The organism is Hymenobacter sp. BT730, assembly GCF_030542105.1.
GTDB lineage: Bacteria > Bacteroidota > Bacteroidia > Cytophagales > Hymenobacteraceae > Hymenobacter.
Map to the genome: position 1 here is coordinate 194,019 of NZ_JAUOFB010000001.1, position 23,514 is coordinate 217,532.

The window sequence follows — 23,514 nt, forward strand, 5'->3', positions numbered from 1 at the left end:
CTGAGTTACTCTAGCCGCCGCAAAGCTGTTTCCAGCTGGGCCAGCGTGGTTTCCTCGAACTTCAGCTGCGTGGTATCCGAGGCACTATCCGTTTGCCGCAGGGCCAGGTAGGGCGTATCGTTGAAGTAGCGCACGGCTACCAGTGTGCCTTTCGGCTGGGCGGGCGCATGGCGGAAAACATAGCTCCCGGTTTCATTCGGAACGCCTGATAGCACCGTGCGGCCATCGGCCAGTACCAGGCGCACGCTGGTATTGGGGTCGGCATCCAGCCGCACGGCCAGCTCTGCCGACGGCGACGAGGCGGAGTGCGGGCGGGCACAGAGAAGCCAGCCCAGATTGTTGGTCCGGAAGACGTAGTGCTCCGCCGAAGTCAGCCCTTCCTCCGCCTCTTCTACCGTATCGGTTGGGGCTGAAGCCAGGGCAGTATCGGATGTGGTGAGCATGCCTTCCTGCGGGTTAAAGCGAATGGGCACCACCATTTTCACTTTTACAAAGCGGCCATCCTGCTGCCCCGGCGTCCAGTGGCCCGAGGTTTGACGCAGCACCCGCAACACTTCTTCATCGCACCCATCCCCAATTCCCCGCAGGATTTTGGGGGAGCGGATGCGGCCGGCCTCATCTACTACAAAGGAGGCAAACACCATTCCCTGCGTGCCCCGGGCCAAAGCCGTTTTAGGGTAGCGGATGAGCTTGTTGATGTCCGTGGGGCTTTTGCCGTAGGTGGGCAGCTGCTCAGCGGTGGTATAAATCTGTTCCGGTGCCGGGTCGGCGGGGGCAGTTTCCTCCCACCGCACGGGCTGCAGCTCGGCGCTGATGCCCCGGAACAGGGACATACCGGCCTGCTGACGCGAAACGGGCAACTCTACCTGGTAGGTGCGGTTGGGAGCCAGCGCCAACTGCTGGCCGTGAGCCGAAGCGCGGATAAAAACGCCACCGCCCGTAGTCAGCAATTGCCCATCAGCCGTTTCGCTCACCATATCGGAGAGCAGCATATCCACCAGCGAATAGCATTCCTTCAGTTCAATCCAGACCTGGCCTTCCACGGCCCGCTGCCGCCCATCCACAAAACAGCCGGCCGGAATCCGCACCACAGTACCCTCCTGCCCGCGCACTTCGGCGGGGTGCGTGGGGTCAATGCGGTAGTACTGGCTGGCTTTGCGGGTGAGGTCGAACAGGCGGGTTTCGCGGGGTGGCGGGCTGGCAACCAGCTCGCTGGCCGGGGGCCGGCTTACCCGACTGTACACTAATAGGGGGGCGTTGGGGTTGGTGCGGCGGGTCAGGCGGTGCCAGGTAACGGGCTTGTCGCTCGGGGGCTCCGCCGTTAAGGTTACCGTATCCGCAGCCAGCGACTCAGAGGAGGCTGCGGCGGCATTAGCGGACTGGGTTTTCTCCGCCGGCTGTTGCTGACACGCACTGGTCAGCAGGAAAAGCAAGAAGAAAAATGGCTTCCACAAGCTACGTTGAAAGAGCATCAGCATAAATAGCACCGGGTATAGAGAACTTAATGATTTGGCAATAAACAAGATTGCCCAGGACTTTGCAAGCATTTTGTGCTTCACAAAGCCCTGGGCAAGCCCAAGCGGAGGAGATTTATGCTAGTTCACCGACTTCGCCGCGCCTGAAGAGGCATCGGGCGTAAGGGGCAGATTTTCCAGGATAAAGTTGGTCATCTGGCGGTAGAGGTGCAGGCGCGTGTTGCCCCCGTAAATACCGTGGTTGCGGTTGGGGTAGTACAGCGTCTGGTAGTCTTTATTGGCTTTGATCATGGCATCCGTGAAGGCCACGGAGTTCTGGAAATGCACATTATCGTCGCCGGTGCCGTGTACCAGCAGCAGCTTGCCTTTCAGCTTATCCGCAAACTGTACGGGCGAGTTGTCATCGTAGCCACTGGGGTTTTCCTGGGGGGTTTTCAGGAAACGCTCGGTGTACACGGTGTCATAGTAGCGCCAGTTGGTAACGGGAGCCACCGAAATACCCATGCGGAACAGGTCGGCCTCCTTGGTCATGGCCAGGGCCGTCATGTAGCCGCCGAAGCTCCAGCCCCAGATACCGATGCGGGCCTTGTCTACGTAAGGCAGTGTGCCCAGGTATTTGGCCGTTTCGCCCTGGTCAATGGTTTCCAGCTTGCCCATATTAGCATAGGTCGACTTCTTGAAAGCCGCGCCGCGCGCGCCGGTTCCGCGGCCATCCACAGAAACCACGATGTAGCCTTTCTCCACCAACAGCTGGTGCCAGAGGTAGTTGGTGAAGGCAATGCCCCCACCCGCGTCGTCCTTCACGGTCTGGGAGCCGGGGCCGCCATACACGTACATCAGCACCGGATATTTCTTGCTGGCATCGAAGTTAGCGGGCTTCATTATCCAGCCATTCAGGGCTACGCCTTCCGAGTTTTTGAAGTTGATGAACTCCAGCTTGCCCAGGTTGTACTGGCCCAGCGTCTGGCGCAGGGCAGCGTTGTCTTCCAGCACCTTCACCAGCTTGCCGGTTTGGGCCGTGCGCAGGCTAACCACTTGCGGCACGCCAGCCTCAGAGTGGTAGTTGAGGTAGTAGCGGCAGTCGGGGCTCATATTCACGGCATCTACGCCGCGGCCGGCCTCGCTGAGGCGGGTTTTGCCTTTGCCTTTCAGGCTCACGCGGTACAGGTGGCGCTCCATGGGCGAGCCTTCCGTGCTGGTGAAATACACCAGCCCGTTTTTCTCATCGAAGCCGTTGATTTCGGCAATTTCCCAGTTGCCTTTGGTCAGCTGACGGTCCAGCTTGCCCTTCATATCATAGAGATACAAGTGGCGAAAGCCGTCTTTCTCGCTGGTAAACAGGAACTGCTTGCCGCCTTTCAGGTAGCGTAGGTCGTCGTTTACTTCCACGTAGGCCGCGTCGGTATCGGTCAGCACTACGTCGGTTTTGCCGGTGCTGGCGTTGGCGTGCAGAATCTCGAGCTTGTTCTGCAGGCGGTTGAGGCGACGGATGCTGAGCACGTTAGGCGTCTGCGTCCAGAGGATGCGCGGGATGTACTGGTCCGGCTCCTGGCCCACGTCCATTTTCGTGGTTTTGGCGGCGGCTACATCAAACGTTGAGATGCTCACGATGGAGTTTTTCTCGCCCGCTTTGGGGTATTTGTAGCGGTAGTCTTTAGGGTAGAGCGGGCCCCACTCCTGCAGGTTGTACTCCGGCACCTGCGACTCATCGAAGGTGTAGAAAGCCAGCTGCTTGCTGTCGGGCGACCAGAAGAAGCCTTTCGCAAACTCAAACTCTTCCTCGTACACCCAGTCGGTGCTGCCGTTGATGAGCTTGTTGCGCACCCCGTCCGTGGTTACAGCCTTTTCCTGCATGGTGGTCAGATCAACCACAAACAGGTTGTTGTCGCGCACGAAAGCCACTTTGCTGCCATCAGGAGAGAAGGTAGCGTAGCTTTGCTTGTTGCCGGCGCTCAAGGGCGTGAGCTTCTTAGCGGCGCGGTCGTACACGTAGTAAAGGGCGCGGGAGCTGCGACGGTAAATGGGTTCTTCGTCGGTCCAGAACAGGATTTTCTGCTCGTCGGCATTGAACTCGTAGCCGGCTACCTGCAGCGGCTGGGGGTTGCCGGGCGTCAGCAAATCTTTGCCGGCTACCAGGGTTTGTACGGCCTGGCCAGTGGTTACGTCGTGCTGCACCAGGTCGCCTTTATCCAGGGAGGAGTAGTAGCGACCGTCGCGCATCCAGTTAAAGCCGGGTACCGACTTGGCCTGGAACGTTCCTTTTTGCCAGATGTCTTCGAGGGTGATGTCCTTTTTCTGCTGGGCAACAGCAGTGGGTGTGAGCCCCGGCAGCAAGGCGGGGCTGGTCAGGACCAGCGCTAAGGCTAGTCCGAGAGTGCGAAATTGCATAGAGTGAAAAAATTTCGGCGGGAATACTAACGTTAAAGATAACACGCCCTTGGCGAAACAAGTGCGCCTACCCTGGAATGAGGCCGCCGGCGGCGCAAAGTCGGGACGGAAACGACAAAGGTTGCTTGCCTGGATGTATTGACTTTGCAGGGTTCTTCACACCTTTGTTTTCTATGGCTCTTCGTCTATCTGTTATTTGTTTGCTGGTCCTGAGTGGGCTGGCTGCCTGCAGCTCCGACCCCGACTCCAACCCCCGGTTCGATTTTGTGGGCTCCACGCGCCTGACTTCCAACGACCGAATCCTCACCACGCCCGGCGATACGCTGACCACGCGCGTGACTGGCGACCTGCGCAATGACAAGGAACCATTACTAAAGCATTATACCATCACGGTAGATTACTTTGCCAGAGAAAAAGACGCGGAGAAAAAGCCCAGCCCGTTGGTGTATTTCGATACCACCTTCAGCAGCCCCACCTTCAATTATCAGCTCACATTTGGCGCCCGCACCACTTCCGGCGCGGAAAAATGGACTCATTCCCTCACCAATGCCGATAACAAAACCTCCAGCAGAGGCTACCGGCTCACGGTAAACAATGCGGATTCGGCTAAGCCATACCACCCCTACAAAGTATTCCTGGAAGCCGCCCGCCGCACGCGCAGCCGCAGCACGCTCAATGCACGCCAGGGGCTGGTATTTCCGGGCTTCACAGTTAGTACTAACCCCAACGCGCAGCAACTGGTTGACCTGATTGCCCTGCCTTCGGCCGCTGGTGGTATAGAGCTGGCCTCCCCCTCCGATGCCACGGTAGCAGATGCGGCCCCCTTTCTGAATATTAATATATGGCCCACCACGGCCCGCAATGCCACTAGCATCCGCCGCACCAGCCTCACGTCGGCCCAGTTCAACGCCCTGACTAAGGCTGCCAGTATTGTGGCTGTGTATGATACGGCTGATACCCCATCAACTCCTACCCGTAGCGGCGCGCTGGTAAAAGATAATGTGCTAGTTTTCCGCACTGCCGCCGGACGTACCGGCGTGCTGTTGGTTGAGGACGTCACGAACAACACAGCTACTCCCCGGGCAACGGTTCAGGTCAGAATTGACAAGGAATAGGCGGCCTACCAACGGCTTAAACACATATAAAAAGGCCCGCACTATAGAAAGTGCGGGCCTTTTTGCGTTAGCGGCAATATGATGTTAGAATATCAAGCCCACGGTAAAGCTTGTGGTGAAGCGGTGCTCATCAATTGTAAGGCGGGGTTGCTGTTCGTTCACCAACGAAAATGGCGAGTAAGCTGAACTGCTGGTGTTGTACACGCCAGACAAATCGATAAAGGCATTTTTTTGCCGCAGACCTACGCCACCAGTATAATAGGCACGGGTGCGCTCCAGCTCATTGGATTTGAAAGGGTCGCCGTAGCGGGCATAGCCCAGGCGGAAACGGAAGATATCGGCGCGCAATTCACCACCCAAACGCACATTCACGGCGGAGTGGTATTTGGCCGCTATGGCCTGGTTTTGCTCATCGAAATAGGCCTCATCATCGGTGTTGCCTTCCTCATCGGCATGCAGGCGGGCCTGTCCATAGTTCACGTATTCCGCATCCGCGGAAACAAACCCGTTTTTACCTATCACCAGTGCGGCGCCTGCATTGGCCCGGAATGGGGATGTCAGCGTGTAGTTGGATTCGCTGGGCCGCGTTACCGCCAGTGCGTCGTTAATCGTGCTGATAGTGCCATCAGAATTGGTGATCTGAAGGCCCGAGAAGTTGGTATTGAGGGACGTTTTATAAGTATCGGTCAGGCCGCTGAAAGTGGGCGTTTGTACCGAGGCACCTACCCGCAGTTGGTCGCTGGCCCGATAAATTACGCCGGCCCGCACATTGATGCCAGTACCCCTCGTAATGACTTCATCGCGCAGCAGCAGATTCGTGAAGGCGGTGTTCACATCGTCTTCGGCCTCGCTGTATTCCCGGATCTGGTTAAACTTCGTCCGGACAATGCCCAAACTGGCACCCAGGTATACTTTGTCGCGGTAGCTGGCCCCGTAGCCAAAGTCGTACTGCGTTTGCGAACCAGTGGTGGAAACCGTTTCGTCAATACTGACCGGCTCAGACCGGTTAATGGTAGAGACATAGTCCCGGCCCTGATCGTCCTGGTTAACATTCGTCAGATAAGCCCCATAGCCCAGCCCATCCAGGGTTGTGATGTTTTCCCCGTTTTGTCCGTATTCCGCATCCAGGTCCTCCTGTGTAGCCGGCGATTCACGCAGATATTCGAAGAAAGTCTGCCGGTCGGCTACCTGCCCTTTGTAATGAAAGCGGGAGTTAAAATCGTTGATGCGCGAAGCGCCGAAGGCAAAACTGCTGCCGCGCCAGTCCGAAGAGTTATCATTATCGGCCAGTCGGTTGGTGAAAACAATGCCAATGCTGCCGATGTGCAGACTGGTCTTGTTCGTCTCCAGCGGGCTGCCCAGCCCCGAGGTTGTTGCCTGTGAAAATCCTAACCCCGGCGTAAAGCTGAATTCCGACTGGCGAAACAGGCCTAAACCGGCCGGGTTGGAATTGAGCACGCCCAGGTCGGCGCCCACCGCGGTGGTAGCGCCCCCAATAGCCTGCGTACGGGCCGTGCCACCAAACTGCTGCCAGGAGTAGCGCAGCGCATCAGCATCGGTTTGGGCAACAGAAGGAAGGGCGAGGCCCAGACAAGCCAGGCCAAGCCAGAATGGAAGGGTTTTCATACGGAGAAGGTGGGGGGCAGAACGAATACGCGTAACGCTGATGACGCTTAGTTCACGCGGCCACGGCCACGTGCGCCACTATCACGCGAACCATTGTTTTGGGAAGGAGGCGGAGAAGATGGCCGGGAAGACTCGCTGCTGCGCTCGGCGGGCCGCTCATAGGAACGGGCCGGCTGCTCGCTGCGCTCGGGCGTGTATTCCCGGGTACGCTCCCGACGGGGCTGCTCAGCAGGGCGGGAAGGCCGCTCATCCTGGCTATCCGATTCGGCGGGGAAGCTCCGTGCGCGGCGAGGCTGCGGACGAGGCGTCTCTTCTTCCCTGGCCTGACTGGGTGCCGGAGCCTGTGGTAGCTCTTCCAGTACACGGCCGGAACGAGGGGCTGGTTCGCTTACGCTGCCCCGCACACCACCATCGGCATTACGCTCCTCAATGCGGCCGCGGGCCGGAATGGGCCGGTCATTGCCTGGTGAGGTAGAAGCCGGACGCCGCGACTCTGTGCCAGGTACACTAATGGCGGTACCACCTGGCGTACTCACCCGGTTATCGGAAGCGCGCCGGTCAGTAATAACGCCGCGGCCGCGGGTAGTGGAATTACTAGTGCCTACGTTGGTGCTCCGGTCGCGGCGCGGACCATAGTGCGTGTTGTCGCGCGAGACTCTTCCCCAGTCGTTGTAGCGGTTGTTATAATAGCCGTTATGGTAGCCATTGCGGTACCCGTTCCGGTAGCCCCAATCATACCCACCGCCATAGCCATAACCATACGGACGACGGTAGGAAGGCCAGCCCCAGCCAATGGAGATGCTTACATAAGAACCGCCACCATAGAAGGGGTCATAGAAAGGATCATAATATCCGTAGCGGCGGCCGTAGGCATAGTCGCCATAAAACCAGGGGTCGTAGGCGTAGCTGGTGTAGGCATAATCATAGTAGCCCGGGGCAAACGACCAGTAGCTGGGCTGATGAAAGCGCCGGATACGGGCCATGTAGGTGTACTCGTCATCATCGTAAGTTGAGTACGAGTCGCTGTACTGCTCCCGCTGCTGGCCTTGCTCCGTACGGGCATCCGAAGAGGAAGCCGATTCATCCGAAGGCGTATTTCCCAAGCCCCGGTTTGCCTGCACTGCTGCCAGAGCAGGGTCCACAGTGGTCTGGTCTTTTGAGGAGTAATATACCCCGTCGCTCTCCGTGGTGAGAGCAGAAGTGCCCGCACAGCTTCCCAGCGCAACCAGGGCCAGAGCGGACAGGAAAGTAGTGAAGGTAGATTTCATGGTAGACCTACAAAGAAAGACGACTATAAAGAAGATTACCAGTAACCTCAAACGGTTGCCTGACACTTTTAGACAAGGGCAGTATGCTCCGGTTTAATAACGTAATTTCGCCCCGAAACGGTGCCCCAACTTACTGACAAATGTTGTACCAGTTTGGGGAACTATTCCAACTCTACCCAAAGATAGTCCCATCATGAGCAAAAGCCTGCCGAAGCGGAGCGAAGATTATTCGCTGTGGTATAATGAATTGGTGAAACGCGCTGGTCTGGCCGAGAATTCGGCGGTTCGCGGCTGCATGGTTATTAAGCCCTATGGTTATGCCATCTGGGAAAAAATGCAGCGCACCCTGGACGATATGTTCAAGCGCACCGGCCACCAGAATGCATACTTCCCGCTGTTCGTGCCCAAAAGCTTGTTTGAAGCCGAGGAGAAAAACGCAGAAGGCTTTGCCAAAGAATGCGCCGTAGTAACGCACTACCGCCTGCAGACCGACCCCGACAACCCCGGCAAGCTGCGCGTAGACCCCAACGCTAAGCTAGAGGAAGAGCTGATTGTGCGCCCCACCTCGGAGGCTATTATCTGGAGCACCTACAAAGGCTGGATCCAGAGCTACCGCGACCTGCCCCTGCTCATCAACCAGTGGGCCAACGTGGTACGCTGGGAAATGCGCACCCGCCTGTTTCTGCGCACCGCGGAGTTCCTGTGGCAGGAAGGCCACACGGCCCACGCCACCGCCGAGGAAGCCCTGGCCGAAACCCGCCAGATGCTGGACGTGTACGCCGAGTTTGCTGAGGAGCACCTGGCGCTGCCCGTTATCAAAGGCGTAAAAACCGAGAACGAGCGGTTTGCCGGCGCCCTGGAAACCTATTGCATCGAAGGCATGATGCAGGATGGCAAAGCGCTGCAGGCCGGCACCTCGCACTTCCTGGGGCAGAATTTTGCCAAAGCGTTTGACGTACAGTTTGCCAACAAGCAGGGCCAGTTGGAGCACGTGTGGGGCACCAGCTGGGGCGTAAGCACCCGCCTGATGGGTGCCCTGGTTATGGCGCACTCCGACGACGAAGGCCTGGTATTACCGCCCAGGCTGGCGCCTATTCAGGTGGTGATTGTGCCCATCTACAAAACCGGCCAGCTGGATGAGCTGCTGGAGCGCATCCGCCCCATTCAGATGGGCCTGATTGCGCGCGGCATTTCCGTAAAGATTGATGACCGCGACACCGAGCGTCCCGGCTTCAAGTTTGCGGAGTGGGAATTGAAAGGCGTGCCCGTTCGCATGGCCGTGGGCATGCGCGACCTGGATGCCGGCACCGTGGAAATTGCCCGCCGCGACACCAAGGAGAAAATGAACCTGCCCCTGGCCGACATCGTGGCCAGCATCGACCAGTTGCTGCAGGATATTCAGCAGAACATCTACCGCAAAGCCCTGGCCTTCCGCGACACGCTCACTACCCGCGTAGACACCTACGAGGAGTTCAAAGAAGTGCTGGAAGGAAAAGGCGGCTTCGTGGTGGCCCACTACGATGGCACCTCGGAAACCGAGGAGCGCATCAAAGACGAAACCAAAGCCACCATCCGCTGCCTGGCTTTGAATGAGCCTGATGAGGATGGCATCTGCATTCTGACCGGCAAGCCCAGCCAGCGCCGCGCCTACTTCGCCAAGGCGTACTAATTTCTCCGGAGTCCAAAACAACAACGCCCCGTTACACATGCTGTAACGGGGCGTTGTTGTTTTGGACTCCGGAGGTTATGTATTACTCAGCAGTTTGTCAATAACTTGGCCCGCATACCAACACCATTGCCAGGCTAAGACAGTACTTCCTGAGCAGCTTTAATTCCGACAGCCTATTATGGAGCTAGTCTATCTGTGAATGTGTAAATCCATTACAGTTACCTCACTTATGAGAAAGTCTATCCTTGCCTTTCTTTGGCTGCTGGCGTTACCCCTACTAGCTACTACCTGCCACAAACCCCAGCCCGAACCTGAAGCCGTGCCATTGCCGGCCGAGTTGAAAGCCTACACCCGCTTTCGGCCCGGCACCTACTGGATTTACCAGGATTCCGTCACCGGCCGCTTGGACAGCACATGGGTGGTGTCCCTGAAGGATAATGTTTATCGGGAGTATGACCATATAGATGAATGGGTTCCGATGAAGCACGAGGTTTTCGGACTGCGCACGCGCTCCGCTTGGGGCGGGACGGATGTGGTCTATAGTGTGAACCGGAACTGCGGCCTGCCGATTCGGGAGGATGAGGGAGACAACGGCTTTCCCTGCTGGATGATTATGCGCGGGCAGTACCTGCCCACCAGCACAGCCGATGAAGGCAGTGCGCACGTGTTTCCCTATCGCATCCCGAAGGATCAGCGCGTACTGAGGTCCAGTTATGCCACCTGGCACTCGCAGCCGCTGACAGTAGCTGGAAAAGAGTATGCGGATGTGATGGAAGTCAGCCTACCCGTGGATGCCTCCGAAGGCGGCTGGCCGGCGTATTATGCCTGGGTGCCGCACTTGGGCATTGTCCTGCACCGGGTGCGCTATCAAGGCAAATTGTACACCTGGACGCTGCTGCGCAGCCATATCGTACAATAACAGGGCGGGAGTCACTCCATACATGCCAGCTCGGTTCACCAGATAGAAAGCCGGCAGTAAAGTAGAGGACCGAGACGCTAACGCGGGCTTTCTGCGTATCTTCACTACCACCTTTTTCTTTGTAGTCATGGACTGGCTCACTATTGCGTTGCTGTTGTTGTTCGGTCTGCTGTTTGTAGCGGCCGAGGTGATTTTTATTCCGGGCACCACCGTGGTAGGGCTGGCCGGGCTGGCCCTGCTGATAGCCGGCATCTGGCTGGGCTACCGCGACCTGGGCACTCCTTACGGGCACTACATGCTGGTGGCCTCGCTGCTGATAACGGGCGTGCTGGTATATGTAGGCTTGCGCCCCCGCAACCTCAATAAAATGGCACTTACTAGCGTGCACTCCAGCCACGTGCGGGATGCGCGCCTACCCGATGTGCAGCCCGGCACCGTGGGCCGCACGCTCTCGGCGCTACGCCCGGCCGGCACGGCTCTCTTTACAGATGACCGCCGCGAGGTAGTAACACGCGGCGAGTTTGTGGATGCCGGCCAGATGGTACGCGTGTTGCGCATCGAGCAAAACCGCATCGTAGTAGAGCAGGCCTAAGTTAGGTTGCCCGTAACCAGTTGCGAGTTGTCAGTTTTTAGTTGTTAGTTGCTGCTGCCTATTTCACTGAAACAAGCAACGGCACCTCCCAACCCAACCTGCCCTATGGACTTTCCCTTTCTCCCGCTAGTAGTGGCCGCGGTGGCCCTGCTGGTGCTGCTGTACTTTTTTCCCATCAGCCTCTGGATTACAGCCATTTTCTCCGGTGTACGGGTTAGCCTGTTTCAGCTGGCGTTTATGCGGGTGCGCAAGGTGCCTCCGTCCCTCATCGTCAACTCGCTTATCACCTCTACCAAAGCCGGCCTGGAGCTGACGGCCAACGACCTGGAAACCCATTACCTAGCTGGCGGCAATATCCCCAGCGTCATCAAAGCCCTGATTTCGGCCGATAAAGCCAACATTCCCCTCACCTTCAAGCAAGCCACCGCCATTGACCTGGCCGGCCGAGACGTATTTGAGGCCGTGACCACCAGCGTAAATCCCAAGGTGATTAATACGCCCAACGTAGCCGCGGTGGCGCAGGATGGCATTCAGCTGATTGCCAAAGCCCGCATTACGGTGCGCGCCAACATTACCCAGCTGGTGGGCGGTGCCGGCGAGGAAACCATTCTGGCCCGCGTAGGCGAGGGTATTGTAACCAGCATCGGCTCCTCCAAGTCGCACAAAGAGGTGCTCGAAAACCCTGATAAAATCTCGAAGCTGGTACTCAGCAAGGGCTTGGATGCCGGCACTGCTTTTGAAATTCTCTCCATTGATATTGCAGATATTGACATCGGAGAGAACATCGGGGCCAAGCTTCAGATTGACCAGGCCACTGCCGATTTGAAAGTGGCCGAGGCCAAAGCCGAAGAGCGCCGCGCCATGGCCGTAGCCATTGAGCAGGAAAACCGCGCTAAAACCCAGGAAGCCAAAGCCCGCGTGGTCGAAGCCGAAGCAGAAATTCCGAAAGCTATAGCGGAAGCCTTTCGCTCTGGCAACCTGGGCGTGATGGACTACTACAAAATGCGTAACGTGCAGGCCGACACCGATATGCGTGACTCTATTGCTAACCCCGGCAACCAGAGTGGCAGCACCAAGCCTGGCCGGGACGAGACGCGGCTGAGTTAAGCCTAAATCATTAATAGAAAAGGTCCTCCGCGCAAAGCACGGAGGACCTTTTCTATTAACAACTGCCAGGTAAACGCTCTACTTCTTCGTCACGGTAAACTCTACGCGGCGGTTCAGCTTGCGGGTATCTTCCTGGTCATTGCTGGCAATGGGCTTGGTGCCGCCGTAGCCTTCGGTGGTAATGCGGGAGCCATTGATGCCCTTCGACACTAAGTATTTCTTCACCTCATTCACCCGGTCAATAGAGAGCTTTAGGTTCAGGGCCGGGTCTCCTTGGTTATCGGTGTGGCCCTCCAGCTTGATTTCTACGTTGGGGTAGTTTTTCAGGATCTTAATCAGGCGCTGCAGCTCGGGATAAGAGTTTTCGCGCAGATAGTACTTGCTCTGGGCAAAGAAGATGTTGTTGAGTTTAATTTTCTGGCCCACTGCAAAGGGCACCAGAAACAAGTCCTGCGTAATTTCCGAGTACTTCTGGCGGTCCGTTACGTCCAGGTTGTCACTTTCAGCCAAGTAGTCTGTTGCCTCGGCGCGGTAGCCGTAGTGCACCCCTGAGGGCAGCACAATGGTATAGCTGCCATCCGCAGGGTTGGTTTCAGCCACACCCAGTTCTTCGCCTGTCAGCAGGTTCTCATAGTGAATAACCGCCTGCACGGGCTTTTGCGTGGAGGCATCCAGCACACGACCGCGCACCAGCGTGACTACTTCCGGCTTAAACTGCGGCACCAGCCCAATACGGAAGATGTCGCGCGAGTTATTGATACCGTTGCGCGAGGATACCAGATACGCTTCGTCGCCGGCTGCGGAAAGGGTAAAATAGCCGTCGAAGTCCGGGGAGTTAACATTGGGCCCCATGTTGCGGGGGGTGGTCCAGTTGGTCCAGGAGTTATCCAGTCGCTTGCTGTAGAAAATGTCACCTTTGCCATAGCCCTGGTGGCCTTCCGAGGCGAAGTATAGAGTTTTGCCATCGGCTGCCAGGAAAGGTGCAAACTCCGGCTTTTTGGTATTGATAGTGCCACCCAGATTCAGCGGGCGGCTCCAGGTACGGCCATCGGGTTTTAGGAAGCTTACATAGATATCCTGCTGCCCTTTACCATCCTTCCGGTCTACGGCCATCAGCAGTACTTTACCATTCGGCCCCAAATAGTAGTCCACGTTTTCGTCGTCATCGTTGTAGAAATCATCGATTTCCACTTTTTCCGGCTTGCTCCAGCCCGTCTTGGTGCGGTGGCTGAAGCTGGCACCTTTCGGGTCCAGCGTACCATCCTCCTTATACACATTAATGAGCAACGCCAGGTTGCCATCAGTGGAAATAGAGGCCAGCCCATTGGGACCGGGAGTATTAATTGGGCTGCCGATATTTTTGGCCTGGTTCCACGTTTTCTTATCGGTAGTAGAACGTGCCAGCGTGCTGTACCATACATCCTGCACGTCGTTGCTGCCGCCTACGTTCTGCGGATGCTCCTGGCGGGCGAAAAACAGCGTGCGGCCATCGGGGGAGATAACCGGGTGCGTATCCACGTACTTGGAATTCACATTCGGCCCCAAATTCTCCATCGTCGAATCCACTCCGACGGGTTTGGGGGCCTGCTTGAAATCCGATTTAACCATCAGCTCCGCCACATCGGCAATACCAATTGCATCAATCTGGTTTACGCCATTTACGGCCTTTGTATTCATCGTAACACCTACCCCAATAGTGCGGTAGGTACCGGGGGAAAACGTAACGGTTAGGGTGCGAAAGGCATCTGGCAGCGGCCCCGGATTTTTATTTTCATATACCTGGTGCTTGGTGCCGCGGGTATCAATCAGCTCAATCTTGGTAACAGAGCCAGGATTGAAGTTTTCAATTACCGTTACCTGCCTGGCAATTAATGACTTGCCAAACTTTATTTCGATATACTCATTGGGCCCTTCCTTTTTCGGAATCCAGGCATCGTTGCTGATTTGTCCCAGTGGTAACGCATTAGGCTCGCCCAGTACCTTTTCCGGCGAAAACGCCTCTTTTCCCGATGCTTTCTGCGATGATACTTCTACCAGTTTAGACGCCCATACTGCGTGTTGCGCCTGCGCGCGCATTCCCATCCCACACAATGCCAAACCCAAAAGCCAGTGTCTTACCTGTAGCATACTGTAGCGGAAAAAAACTGATTGCCAGCAAGCTCTCCATAGAGCCTGCTCCGGAAACGCCCACGTCCGAAAACAGAACAGAGACGTTTTCTCTCATCCTCATGTTACGCTCGGAAAACGCAACAACTGGGCTGATCTTGCCTCTTGTTTGATTTACACAAAACTATATTAATAATATTATATGAAAGTAACATAATAAGCCCGTCAGCCGCACATTAATTTTTAGCAGATAGGAGAATAAAAACACGGAACAGGCCCGTGCACATTAGTACACAGGCCTGTTTACCATAAGAACTAATTTAAGTCTAAGCTATCAGCGACTAGGGCTGCAAGGTAAAGGTGCGCGTCACGGAGTTGAACGGACCGGGAATCAGCGTACCATTGGCATCTACCAGCTCCAGTTTCAGGGTGTTTTCGCCCATGGGCAGGCCTTCCATCATGTACGGGGCCCAGCGGTCCAGCATAAACTCGGTGCCATTGATGGTAGCGCGCACTTTATTACCTTCTGGTGCCAGCGTAGTGTTTACCAGGTAAAAGTCCAGCATCACCTTCTGGGCATCTTTGCCGGTATAGGTATCCTTGGGGCGGCTGTAAAACAGGTGGGGTGCCTTGGTATCAAAGTTCAGAGGCGTGGTTACTTTGCCTACCGTGATAACGCGCAGATCATGCGCCCCCCGGTGCTTCAGGCTCTCATGGTAAGAGCGTGACAGGAACGACAGCACCACGTGCTGGCCATCGGAAATATTTTTAGTAAACTCCGTGTTGTAGTGAGCGGTGTAGGGCTCGTTATCCACAATATTGTGAATGTGCTGGCCTTTTTCCGAGTTAGCCATTTCCTCGGCGTGCATGCCGCCGGTCATTTTCGTGAGCTGGAAATTGCTAATATCATAGTCGAATGCCACGGCGCCGGAAGGCACAGTAGAACCCGTTACCGGCGACTTCAGCTGGAGCATCGCTTCCGGGTTTTTTGGCGAATCTTCAAAGGGCGTAAAGCGGATACCATTGTTTTCAATGGCTTCGGCACGCGGGGTAGTGTTTACGCTCTCCGCCGTTGCGGAGGTAGGGGTGTCACTGGTTTGACGAGCAGAGTCGCAGGCACCTAAACCAAGAAGAAAGGCACTTCCGAGTAGTAAAGCTGATGCTTTCATAAAAGGGGCAAAGTGGTGGTCAGAGAGAAGTCGAATAGAGCGCTACCGAAGTCCTAGTGGTTTCTCGGTAGCCACATGTTTTTTAAGTACCTTGCGCAATACGTAAGGTTTGCCCAAAAGTATATTGTTTTTTCACTATGGAGGAAAAATTGCTGGAAGAAATTCCATCCCTCGACCTCGCCGACTTTCGTTCCGGCGACCCCACCCGCAAAGCACGCTTTGTGCAACAACTCGGCGAAGCCTATCAAAACATTGGCTTTGTAGCTCTGAAGAACCACGGCCTCACCGATGAGCAGACAGAGGAATTGTATGCCGACGTAAAAGCCTTCTTCTCTCTGCCCGACGAAGTTAAGCAGCGCTATGAAAACCCGGAACTGGCCGGCCAGCGCGGCTACATCAGCAAGGGAAAAGAGCACGCTAAAGGCCGCAACACCGGCGACTTGAAGGAGTTCTTTCACGTGGGCCAGGAGGTTGATGATGCCAACGACCCCATCAAAAACGAATACCCGGATAACATCTGGCCTGCGGAGATACCTACGTTTCATAAAAGCACCTTCACCGCCTACAAAACGCTGGAGGCTGCCGGCAAGGATGTGCTGCGTGCTATTGCTTTGTATCTGAAGCTGCCGGAGAACTACTTTGATGACAAAGTGCGCAACGGCAACTCCATCCTGCGCCCCATTCACTACTATCCCATCGAAAACCCTGATTCGGTTCCGGCCGATGCCGTACGGGCTGCAGAGCACGGCGACATCAACCTGATTACCCTGTTGATGGGGGCTTCGGCGGATGGTCTGCAGGTGAAGCGCCGCGACGGCAAGTGGATTCCTATCACGGCCCTGCCCGACCAGATTGTGGTAAACGTAGGTGACATGCTGCAGCGTCTGACCAATGGCGTATTGAAAAGCACCATTCACCGCGTAGTAAACCCTGCCCGCGAGAAAATGAATTCTTCGCGCTACAGCATTCCGTTCTTTATGCACCCGCGCTCCGAAATGAGCCTGGCAGCACTGGAGAACTGCGTAACGACCGAGAACCCCAAGAAGGAAGCCGACATCACGGCCGGCGAATTCCTGAATGAGCGCCTCATAGAGCTGGGCCTGAAGAAAAAGTAATTTTCTGACCCAAGTACGCTTACCGGTTGTCGGAAGTCAGGCTGCACTTTTTCGCCCCTGGCTCCTGACAACCGGTTTTATTTTGTAGGTTACCTGAGTAACTCCGCCACTTGGGCACCTCTCCTCCGACAACCGGCAACCGACTGTGGAAACGGAAGAAATTATCCTGGCTCCTCCCCCACGTGGCGACCGGACCAAACGGGTACGCCATTTTATTTTTCTGAAGGACGTGGCAGCCTTGGGGTGCACCGCTTTTGGCGGTCCACAGGCGCACATGGCCATGATGATCCGGCTGCTGGTAGAGAAGCGCGGCTATCTCACTACGGCAGAACTGCTGGAGCTTACGGCCCTCTGCCAACTGCTGCCCGGGCCTACTTCCACCCAGACCATTACGGCCATTGGTTTTCGGCTGGGCGGGCCCAATCTGGCCTACCTTACTCTGCTGATCTGGATGCTGCCCGCCGTTATCATCATGACGGTAGCGGGGTTGGCTATGAGTTACCTGGATAAGGCGCAGGTGGCGCACGTTATTCAGTATGTGCAGCCCATTGCCATCGGCTTTGTAGCCTACTCAGCCTTTAAGATCACGCAGAAGGTTATTCAAACCAAAACCTCGGTAGCGCTACTGGTAGCCGCTGCCATGCTGGCCTACTATTTTCAGCTGCCCTGGGTGCTGCCACTGCTGTTGCTGGCCGGTGGCCTAGTGACTACCTTCCGCTACCGCCGGCTACCGCAGGAGGAAAAAAAACCGATGCGCATTGAATGGGCCAACTTTATTCTCTGGATTGGCATTCTGATAATGGCGGCCTTGCTGGGTAGCTACACCAGGGAGCTGCCGATACGCCTGTTCGAGAATTTCTACCGCAACGGCAGCCTGGTATTTGGTGGGGGGCAGGTGTTAGCCCCGCTGCTTTACGCCGAGTTTGTGGAGTTTAAGCAATACCTCACGGCCTCAGAATTTCTTTCGGGCCTAGGGCTGGTGCAGGCGGTGCCAGGCCCTAACTTTTCCTTTGCCTCCTACATCGGCGCGCTGGCTATGCGCCAGCACGGTATTGGCGGACAGTTGCTGGGAGCGGTAGTGGCCACCGCCGGTATTTTTATGCCGGGTACCCTGCTTATTTTCTTCCTGATTCGGTTCTGGGACCAGCTGCGCCGCTACCGGGTGGTAAAGGCTTCTTTAGAAGGTATAAATGCTGTATCAGCCGGGCTGGTATGGGCTGCCACTTTCCTGCTGTATCACCCTCTGCCCGATACCACCATCAATATTGCGCTGGTTGCCGTCACGTTTCTGGTGCTGCTCTGGGAGAAGATCCCATCTTACATCATTGTAGGCACTGGTTTGCTGGCAGGAGTTCTGCTTTGAAAGCGCGCTTTTCCTTAACAAAAAGTGCCGCTGCTCTAATCAGGGCAGCGGCACTTTTTGTTTCTAAGCCAGAAGAGGATTACATCAACAGCTGCTCGGGTAAGCGCAACAGATAGTCGCCATAGCCGCTCTTGCGCAGTGGCTCAGCAATTTTCCGCAGTTGGGCGGCATCAATGAAGCCCTGACGGTACGCCACTTCTTCAATGGAGCCTACTTTCAGGCCCTGCCGCTGTTCCAGCACGCGCACAAACTCGCCCGCCTGCATCAGGCTTTCAAACGTGCCGGTATCCAGCCAGGCAGTGCCCCGACCCAGAATACCTACTTTCAACTTACCCCGACGCAAATACTCCTGATTCACGTCAGTAATTTCGTATTCCCCCCGGGCGCTGGGCTTCAGGTCGCGGGCAATTTGCACTACCTCATTGTCGTAGAAATACAGACCGGGTACGGCGTAGTTGCTCTTGGGAATAGCCGGCTTTTCCTCAATGCTTAGGGCGTGGTTATTGGCATCGAATTCCACCACACCGTAGCGTTCCGGGTCGTGTACGTGGTAGGCATATACGACACCACCGTCCGGATCATTATTGGATTTCAACAGCTCTTCCATGCCTTCGCCGTGGAAAATATTGTCGCCTAATACCAAGGCTACTTTGTCGTGGCCAATGAAGTCGGCACCCAGCACGAAAGCCTGCGCCAGACCATTAGGCACTTCCTGTACAACGTACTCAAAGCGGCAGCCCAGATTCACACCATCCCCTAGTAGCTTTTTAAATTGCTCCTGGTCGTGTGGGGTCGTGATAATGAGAATTTCGCGGATACCCGCCATCATCAGAATCGACAGCGGATAATAAATCATCGGCTTATCATACACTGGCATCAGTTGCTTACTCACGGCCAGGGTGAGGGGGTGCAGCCGAGTACCGGAGCCACCGGCGAGGATAATTCCTTTCATGTTGGGGACTTAGGATCTTGAAATCACTCCTGTCAGCATAAGCTTGCGCAGGATGCAGGGAAGGTGTTAGTTACGCTCGGCAATAAATTCCTGATTGGCAGTAAACCAAGCCAGTGTCTTCTGCAGGCCTTCGCGAATGCGAATCTGCGGATCGTAGCCCAGCAGGTTTCGGGCTTTGCTGATATCGGCCAGAGAGTCCCGAATGTCGCCGGCCCGGTCGGGGCCGTACTCGGGGTTGATATCGGACCCGGCTTCTTCTTTCAGGATGTGGAATAAATCGTTAAGCGAGGTGCGGTCGGCTACGGCAATATTGTAGACCTGGTTTACGGCTTCGGAGTTTTGTACCAGTGCCGCTTTGATATTAGCCTGCACGCAGTTTTCCACGAAGGTAAAGTCGCGGGTTTGGCCACCGTCGCCGTTCATGCGGGGTGATTTGCCCTCCAGTACGGCATCAATGAACAGCGGAATGACGGCTGCGTAGGCGCCATTGGGGTCCTGGCGGGGACCGAAGATATTAAAGTAGCGCAGGCCAATGATTTCCATGCCGTAGGTTTTACCAAATACATCGGCATACAGCTCGTTGGCATACTTGGTCACAGCATAGGGAGAGAGAGGCTTGCCAATACGGTCCTCCACTTTCGGCAATGCTTTATGGTCGCCGTAGGTAGAGCTGGAAGCAGCATAGACGAAGCGCTTCACACCAGCCTCTTTAGCCCCTACCAGCATATTCACGAAGCCGCCCACATTCACATCGTTGCTGGTGATAGGGTCATTGATGGAGCGCGGCACGGAGCCCAGCGCTGCCTGGTGCAGCACTATATCGATACCCTTGCAGGCATCCAGGCAGGTTTGCCGGTCCCGAATATCTCCTTCGATAACATGAAGCGCCGGATTGCCCTCAAACAGCTTCACATTCTTGCGGAAGCCGTTGGAGAAGTTATCCAGCACACGCACCTCTTTGGCACCGTACTTCAGCAGGTATTCTACCAGATTGGAGCCAATAAATCCGGCTCCGCCGGTAACGAGGAAGCTCAGTTGATGGAGCGGCTGGTCGTGAAAAGGAGTTTCGTACATCTTAAATTAATACTGCAATACGCGGCGTATTAGCGCGCCGCGTATTGCTGTTGGTAGTAGCGCTGATAAGAGCCGCTGGTAACGTGGTCAAGCCACTCCTGGTTCTCCAGGTACCAGTCTACAGTTTGGGAAAGCCCCTGCTCAAAGGTAACGGACGGCTTCCAGCCCAATTCGTTCATGATTTTGCTGGAGTCGATGGCATAGCGAAGGTCATGGCCAGCACGGTCGGTTACGAAAGTAATGAGCTTGCGTGATGTGCCTTTTTCCTGCCCCGTTTTCTCATCCAGAGTATCACACAACAGGTTAATGAGGTCAAGATTCTTCCACTCGTTTACCCCCCCAATGTTATAGGTTTCGCCTACTTTGCCCTTGTGGAATACGGCATCAATGGCTGTGGCGTGGTCCTTTACAAACAGCCAGTCGCGCACGTTCTCGCCTTTGCCGTACACCGGCACCGGCTGGTTGGTACGGATGCGGTGGATGGCCAGCGGAATCAGCTTTTCCGGGAAATGATTAGGCCCGTAGTTGTTGGAGCAGTTGCTCAACTTTACCGGCATATGGTAGGTGTGGTACCAGGCCCGCACAAAATGGTCGGAAGCAGCCTTGGAAGCGGAATAAGGAGAACGGGGGTCGTAGGCCGTTTCTTCGGTGAACATCTCCGGCCCCATTTCAAGGGAGCCGTATACTTCATCAGTACTTACGTGGTAGAAGGTCTTGCCCTCATAGCCCATGGGCTTCCACAGGTTTTTGGCGGCATTCAGTAGATGCACAGTGCCCAACACGTTGGTCTTGACAAAAGCCAGCGGGTCGGTAATGCTGCGGTCTACGTGGCTCTCGGCGGCCAGGTGAATAACCGCATCGGGTTCTTCAGTAGCGAAAAGCTGGTCTACAAAAGCCTGGTCGGTAATGTCGCCTTTAACCAGGCGGTAGTTGGGTGCATTTTCAATATCGCGCAGGTTTTCCAAGTTGCCCGCGTAGGTCAGCGCATCCAGGTTCAGAATTTGATACTCCGGATACTTAGTTACGAACAGGCGCACGACGTGCGACCCAATGAAGCCGGCCCCGCCGGTGATGACAATTTTCATCGTTTTTAAGCTATTGGCTGGTAGTAGTTAGCTATCTGCCTTTTTTAACTGATTAATGCGGTAAAATGACCAGCTAACCGCTATTAGCTAACAGCAGCCAAGGACTGCTGCCATTTCCAGGAACTTGCCAGGGCCTCTTCTAAGGTTGCAGTAGTACGGAAGCCCAACTCCTGCGTGGCTTTAGTGACATCGGCATAAATGGCGGGCACATCACCGGGGCGGGGCGGACCAATGACATAGTTCAGCTTCTGCCCTGTGGCGCGCTCAAACGCATGCACCACTTCCAGTACAGTGTTGCCCCGGCCAGTACCGATGTTAAAGGTTTCTACCACCTCGCCTTTTCCATCCAGCAGCCGCTGCACGGCCACCACATGTGCTTTGGCTAGGTCTACCACATGCACATAGTCCCGGATGTTGGTGCCATCTGGGGTAGCATATGTATCGCCATATATAGTGAGCTTTTCCCGAATGCCGGCAGCCGTTTGCGTTACATACGGAATCAGGTTTTGCGGTACGCCCAAGGGCAGCTCTCCAATTTTAGCAGAAGCATGAGCCCCAATCGGATTGAAGTAACGCAAGAGAATGGTTTTTAGCCGATTGCTTGGCGCCGCTGCCACGTCGCGCAGGATATCTTCGCACATCTGCTTGGTGGCACCATAGGGCGAATTCGCTTTTTTGGTGGGCGTTAGCTCCGTTACGGGTAGCTTATCCGGAACGCCATACACAGTGCAGGAAGACGAAAACACCAGCGCTTCCACCCCAAACTCGCGCATTACCTGCAACAGGGTCAGCAGGGAGCCTATGTTATTCTGGTAGTATTCCAGAGGCTTCTCTATTGACTCTCCTACTGCTTTATATGCAGCAAAGTGAATGGCGCCGCGCAGGTTTCCTTCTTCCGCAAATACGGCCCGCATAGCCTCGGCATCATTGCAGTCAACGCGGTGAAATGGCACACGCACGCCCAGAATTTGCTCCAGGCCGGTGAGTACCGATTCGCGTGAGTTGCTGAAGTCATCTATGATAACCGGCATAAATCCAGCCTCATAGAGCTCTACCACCGCATGAGAACCAATATAGCCTGCGCCTCCGGTAACGAGAATTTTCGTCCTTTCCATATAGTTTTAGCGTTCAACCAACCGAAACCGGCTCACCGTTATTTCCGCATAAAGCCGACAAGCAACGGAAAATCGAATTATAAGCTCCAGTACTGAAGCTCCTGCATCTGGCCACGGTACAGGCCTTTGATATCAACTAATACAGCGTTTTCTCTCGTAATGGATTGGAAGTACGCTTCGTCCAGATCTGTGTAAGGAGAATGGCTAACTGCTACAATTACGGCATCATAATCCTTGCTAATGGAAGCCGGATCAGTCAGGCGGAAGCCGTACTCATGGTGTAGCTCGTCCGAATCGGCGTGAGGATCCACGATGTCTACGTTAACGGAGAAGTTTTTCAGCTCCTGAATCACGTCAGCTACTTTGGAATTGCGGATATCTTCCACGTTTTCCTTGAACGTAGCACCCATCACCAGCACTTTGCTCTTGGCTACGTCTTTCCCCTTTTTTATCATCATCTGCACGGTTTTACGTGCGATGTAGGCGCCCATATTATCGTTGGTAGTGCGGCCTGAGAGAATGACCTTGGCATCGTAGCCTAGCTCTTTGGCCTTGTAAGTCAGATAATAAGGGTCTACGCCAATGCAGTGGCCGCCAACCAGACCGGGCGAGAATTTCAGGAAGTTCCATTTGGTGCCGGCAGCTTCCAGCACCTCATATGTGTTGATGCTCATGCGGTCAAAAATCATCGACAGCTCGTTCATCAACGCAATGTTCACGTCGCGCTGGGTGTTCTCGATGATTTTGGCGGCTTCAGCCACCTTAATGCTGCTGGCGCGGTGTACACCAGCTGTAATCACCAACTCGTACACTTTGGCAATCAGGTCCAGCGACTCAGCATCGCAGCCGGATACCACTTTCACGATGCGGGCCAGGGTATGCTCCTTGTCGCCGGGGTTGATGCGCTCCGGCGAGTAGCCTACTTTAAAGTCTTCGGGGAATTTCAGGCCCGAGAGCTTTTCCATTACCGGGATGCAGTCGTCCTCGGTGCAGCCGGGATATACTGTGGACTCAAACACAACATAGTCGCCTTTCTTCAGCACTTTACCTACCGTGGCAGAGGCTGCCAGCAGGGGCCGCAGATCGGGCATGGCGTGCTCATCGATAGGCGTAGGTACGGCGACAATAAAGAAGCGGGCTTCGCGCAGCACGTCCAGCGAATCCGTGAACGTAATATCACAGCCTTCAAAATCTTTGGCTTCCAGCTCACCGCTGGGGTCAATGTTATTGCGCATCAGTTCTACACGCTGCGCATTGATATCGAAACCGATAACGCTGATTTTGCGGGCAAACTCAAGGGCAATCGGAAGGCCAACATATCCAAGGCCAATGACGGCCAGCTTGGCCTGTTTCTGTAGCAGTTGCTCGTACACGAT

Annotated in this window: 18 protein-coding genes; 7 read left to right on the forward strand and 11 right to left on the reverse strand. The window is 55.4% G+C overall.

The features are described from left to right. Positions 1 to 5 precede the first annotated feature (5 nt). Positions 6 to 1,472 carry an energy transducer TonB gene (locus Q4G72_RS00805; protein WP_303309539.1) on the reverse strand — a complete coding sequence of 489 codons (1,467 nt, stop codon included), beginning with the start codon at positions 1,470 to 1,472 and terminating at the stop codon, positions 6 to 8. A 123-nt stretch (positions 1,473 to 1,595) separates the two neighbouring features. Beyond that, positions 1,596 to 3,863, reverse strand: a complete 2,268-nt coding sequence (locus tag Q4G72_RS00810) for a S9 family peptidase (protein WP_303309540.1) — start codon at positions 3,861 to 3,863, stop codon at positions 1,596 to 1,598. 173 nt (positions 3,864 to 4,036) lie between these two features. On the opposite strand from Q4G72_RS00810, the gene Q4G72_RS00815 reads away from it, so the two are divergent. Then, positions 4,037 to 4,978, forward strand: coding sequence for a hypothetical protein (locus tag Q4G72_RS00815; protein ID WP_303309541.1), 942 nt, complete (start codon positions 4,037 to 4,039; stop codon positions 4,976 to 4,978). Between the two features lie 84 nt (positions 4,979 to 5,062). Here the strand turns inward: Q4G72_RS00815 and Q4G72_RS00820 are convergent, their stop codons facing one another. Continuing rightward, entirely contained in the window at positions 5,063 to 6,604 is a 1,542-nt protein-coding gene (locus Q4G72_RS00820) for an OmpP1/FadL family transporter (RefSeq protein ID WP_303309542.1), read from the reverse strand. Between the two features lie 47 nt (positions 6,605 to 6,651). Continuing rightward, complete coding sequence (locus Q4G72_RS00825) at positions 6,652 to 7,872, reverse strand: hypothetical protein (protein WP_303309543.1); 1,221 nt, start codon at positions 7,870 to 7,872, stop codon at positions 6,652 to 6,654. 193 nt (positions 7,873 to 8,065) lie between these two features. On the opposite strand from Q4G72_RS00825, the gene proS reads away from it, so the two are divergent. From proS to floA, 4 genes are all read left to right on the forward strand, one after another. Next, positions 8,066 to 9,541 carry a proline--tRNA ligase gene (gene proS / locus Q4G72_RS00830; RefSeq protein ID WP_303309544.1) on the forward strand — a complete coding sequence of 492 codons (1,476 nt, stop codon included), beginning with the start codon at positions 8,066 to 8,068 and terminating at the stop codon, positions 9,539 to 9,541. A 229-nt stretch (positions 9,542 to 9,770) separates the two neighbouring features. Then, entirely contained in the window at positions 9,771 to 10,460 is a 690-nt protein-coding gene (locus Q4G72_RS00835; protein ID WP_303309545.1) for a hypothetical protein, read from the forward strand. A gap of 97 nt (positions 10,461 to 10,557) precedes the next feature. Beyond that, on the forward strand, positions 10,558 to 11,052 hold the full coding sequence (locus Q4G72_RS00840; protein WP_502213669.1) for an NfeD family protein: 495 nt from the start codon (positions 10,558 to 10,560) through the stop codon (positions 11,050 to 11,052). A 105-nt stretch (positions 11,053 to 11,157) separates the two neighbouring features. Next, a complete protein-coding gene (gene floA / locus Q4G72_RS00845) occupies positions 11,158 to 12,159 on the forward strand; it encodes a flotillin-like protein FloA (RefSeq protein WP_303309547.1) in 1,002 nt (333 codons plus the stop codon). Between the two features lie 78 nt (positions 12,160 to 12,237). Here the strand turns inward: floA and Q4G72_RS00850 are convergent, their stop codons facing one another. After that, positions 12,238 to 14,286 carry an OmpA family protein gene (locus Q4G72_RS00850; RefSeq protein ID WP_303309548.1) on the reverse strand — a complete coding sequence of 683 codons (2,049 nt, stop codon included), beginning with the start codon at positions 14,284 to 14,286 and terminating at the stop codon, positions 12,238 to 12,240. A gap of 320 nt (positions 14,287 to 14,606) precedes the next feature. Further along, positions 14,607 to 15,434: a hypothetical protein gene (locus Q4G72_RS00855; RefSeq protein WP_303309549.1), complete on the reverse strand. Its 828-nt coding sequence runs from the start codon at positions 15,432 to 15,434 to the stop codon at positions 14,607 to 14,609. Positions 15,435 to 15,571: 137 nt separating this feature from the next. On the opposite strand from Q4G72_RS00855, the gene Q4G72_RS00860 reads away from it, so the two are divergent. Together Q4G72_RS00860 and chrA are read left to right on the forward strand one after the other, a co-directional pair. Next, the gene (locus Q4G72_RS00860) at positions 15,572 to 16,549 is read left to right on the forward strand and encodes an isopenicillin N synthase family dioxygenase (protein ID WP_303309550.1); all 978 of its coding nucleotides are present in this window, start codon (positions 15,572 to 15,574) and stop codon (positions 16,547 to 16,549) included. 145 nt (positions 16,550 to 16,694) lie between these two features. Then, the gene (gene chrA / locus Q4G72_RS00865) at positions 16,695 to 17,912 is read left to right on the forward strand and encodes a chromate efflux transporter (protein WP_303309551.1); all 1,218 of its coding nucleotides are present in this window, start codon (positions 16,695 to 16,697) and stop codon (positions 17,910 to 17,912) included. A gap of 79 nt (positions 17,913 to 17,991) precedes the next feature. On the opposite strand, the gene rfbA is transcribed toward chrA, so the two are convergent. From rfbA to Q4G72_RS00890, 5 genes are all read right to left on the reverse strand, one after another. Further along, positions 17,992 to 18,864, reverse strand: coding sequence for a glucose-1-phosphate thymidylyltransferase RfbA (rfbA, locus tag Q4G72_RS00870; RefSeq protein WP_303309552.1), 873 nt, complete (start codon positions 18,862 to 18,864; stop codon positions 17,992 to 17,994). A gap of 66 nt (positions 18,865 to 18,930) precedes the next feature. Next, the gene (locus tag Q4G72_RS00875; RefSeq protein WP_303309553.1) at positions 18,931 to 19,938 is read right to left on the reverse strand and encodes an SDR family oxidoreductase; all 1,008 of its coding nucleotides are present in this window, start codon (positions 19,936 to 19,938) and stop codon (positions 18,931 to 18,933) included. A gap of 29 nt (positions 19,939 to 19,967) precedes the next feature. Further along, a complete protein-coding gene (gene rfbB, locus Q4G72_RS00880; RefSeq protein ID WP_303309554.1) occupies positions 19,968 to 21,023 on the reverse strand; it encodes a dTDP-glucose 4,6-dehydratase in 1,056 nt (351 codons plus the stop codon). Between the two features lie 83 nt (positions 21,024 to 21,106). Continuing rightward, entirely contained in the window at positions 21,107 to 22,138 is a 1,032-nt protein-coding gene (gene galE, locus Q4G72_RS00885) for a UDP-glucose 4-epimerase GalE (protein ID WP_303309555.1), read from the reverse strand. Between the two features lie 77 nt (positions 22,139 to 22,215). Next, positions 22,216 to 23,511 carry a nucleotide sugar dehydrogenase gene (locus Q4G72_RS00890; protein ID WP_303309556.1) on the reverse strand — a complete coding sequence of 432 codons (1,296 nt, stop codon included), beginning with the start codon at positions 23,509 to 23,511 and terminating at the stop codon, positions 22,216 to 22,218. Between the last annotated feature and the right edge of the window lie 3 nt (positions 23,512 to 23,514).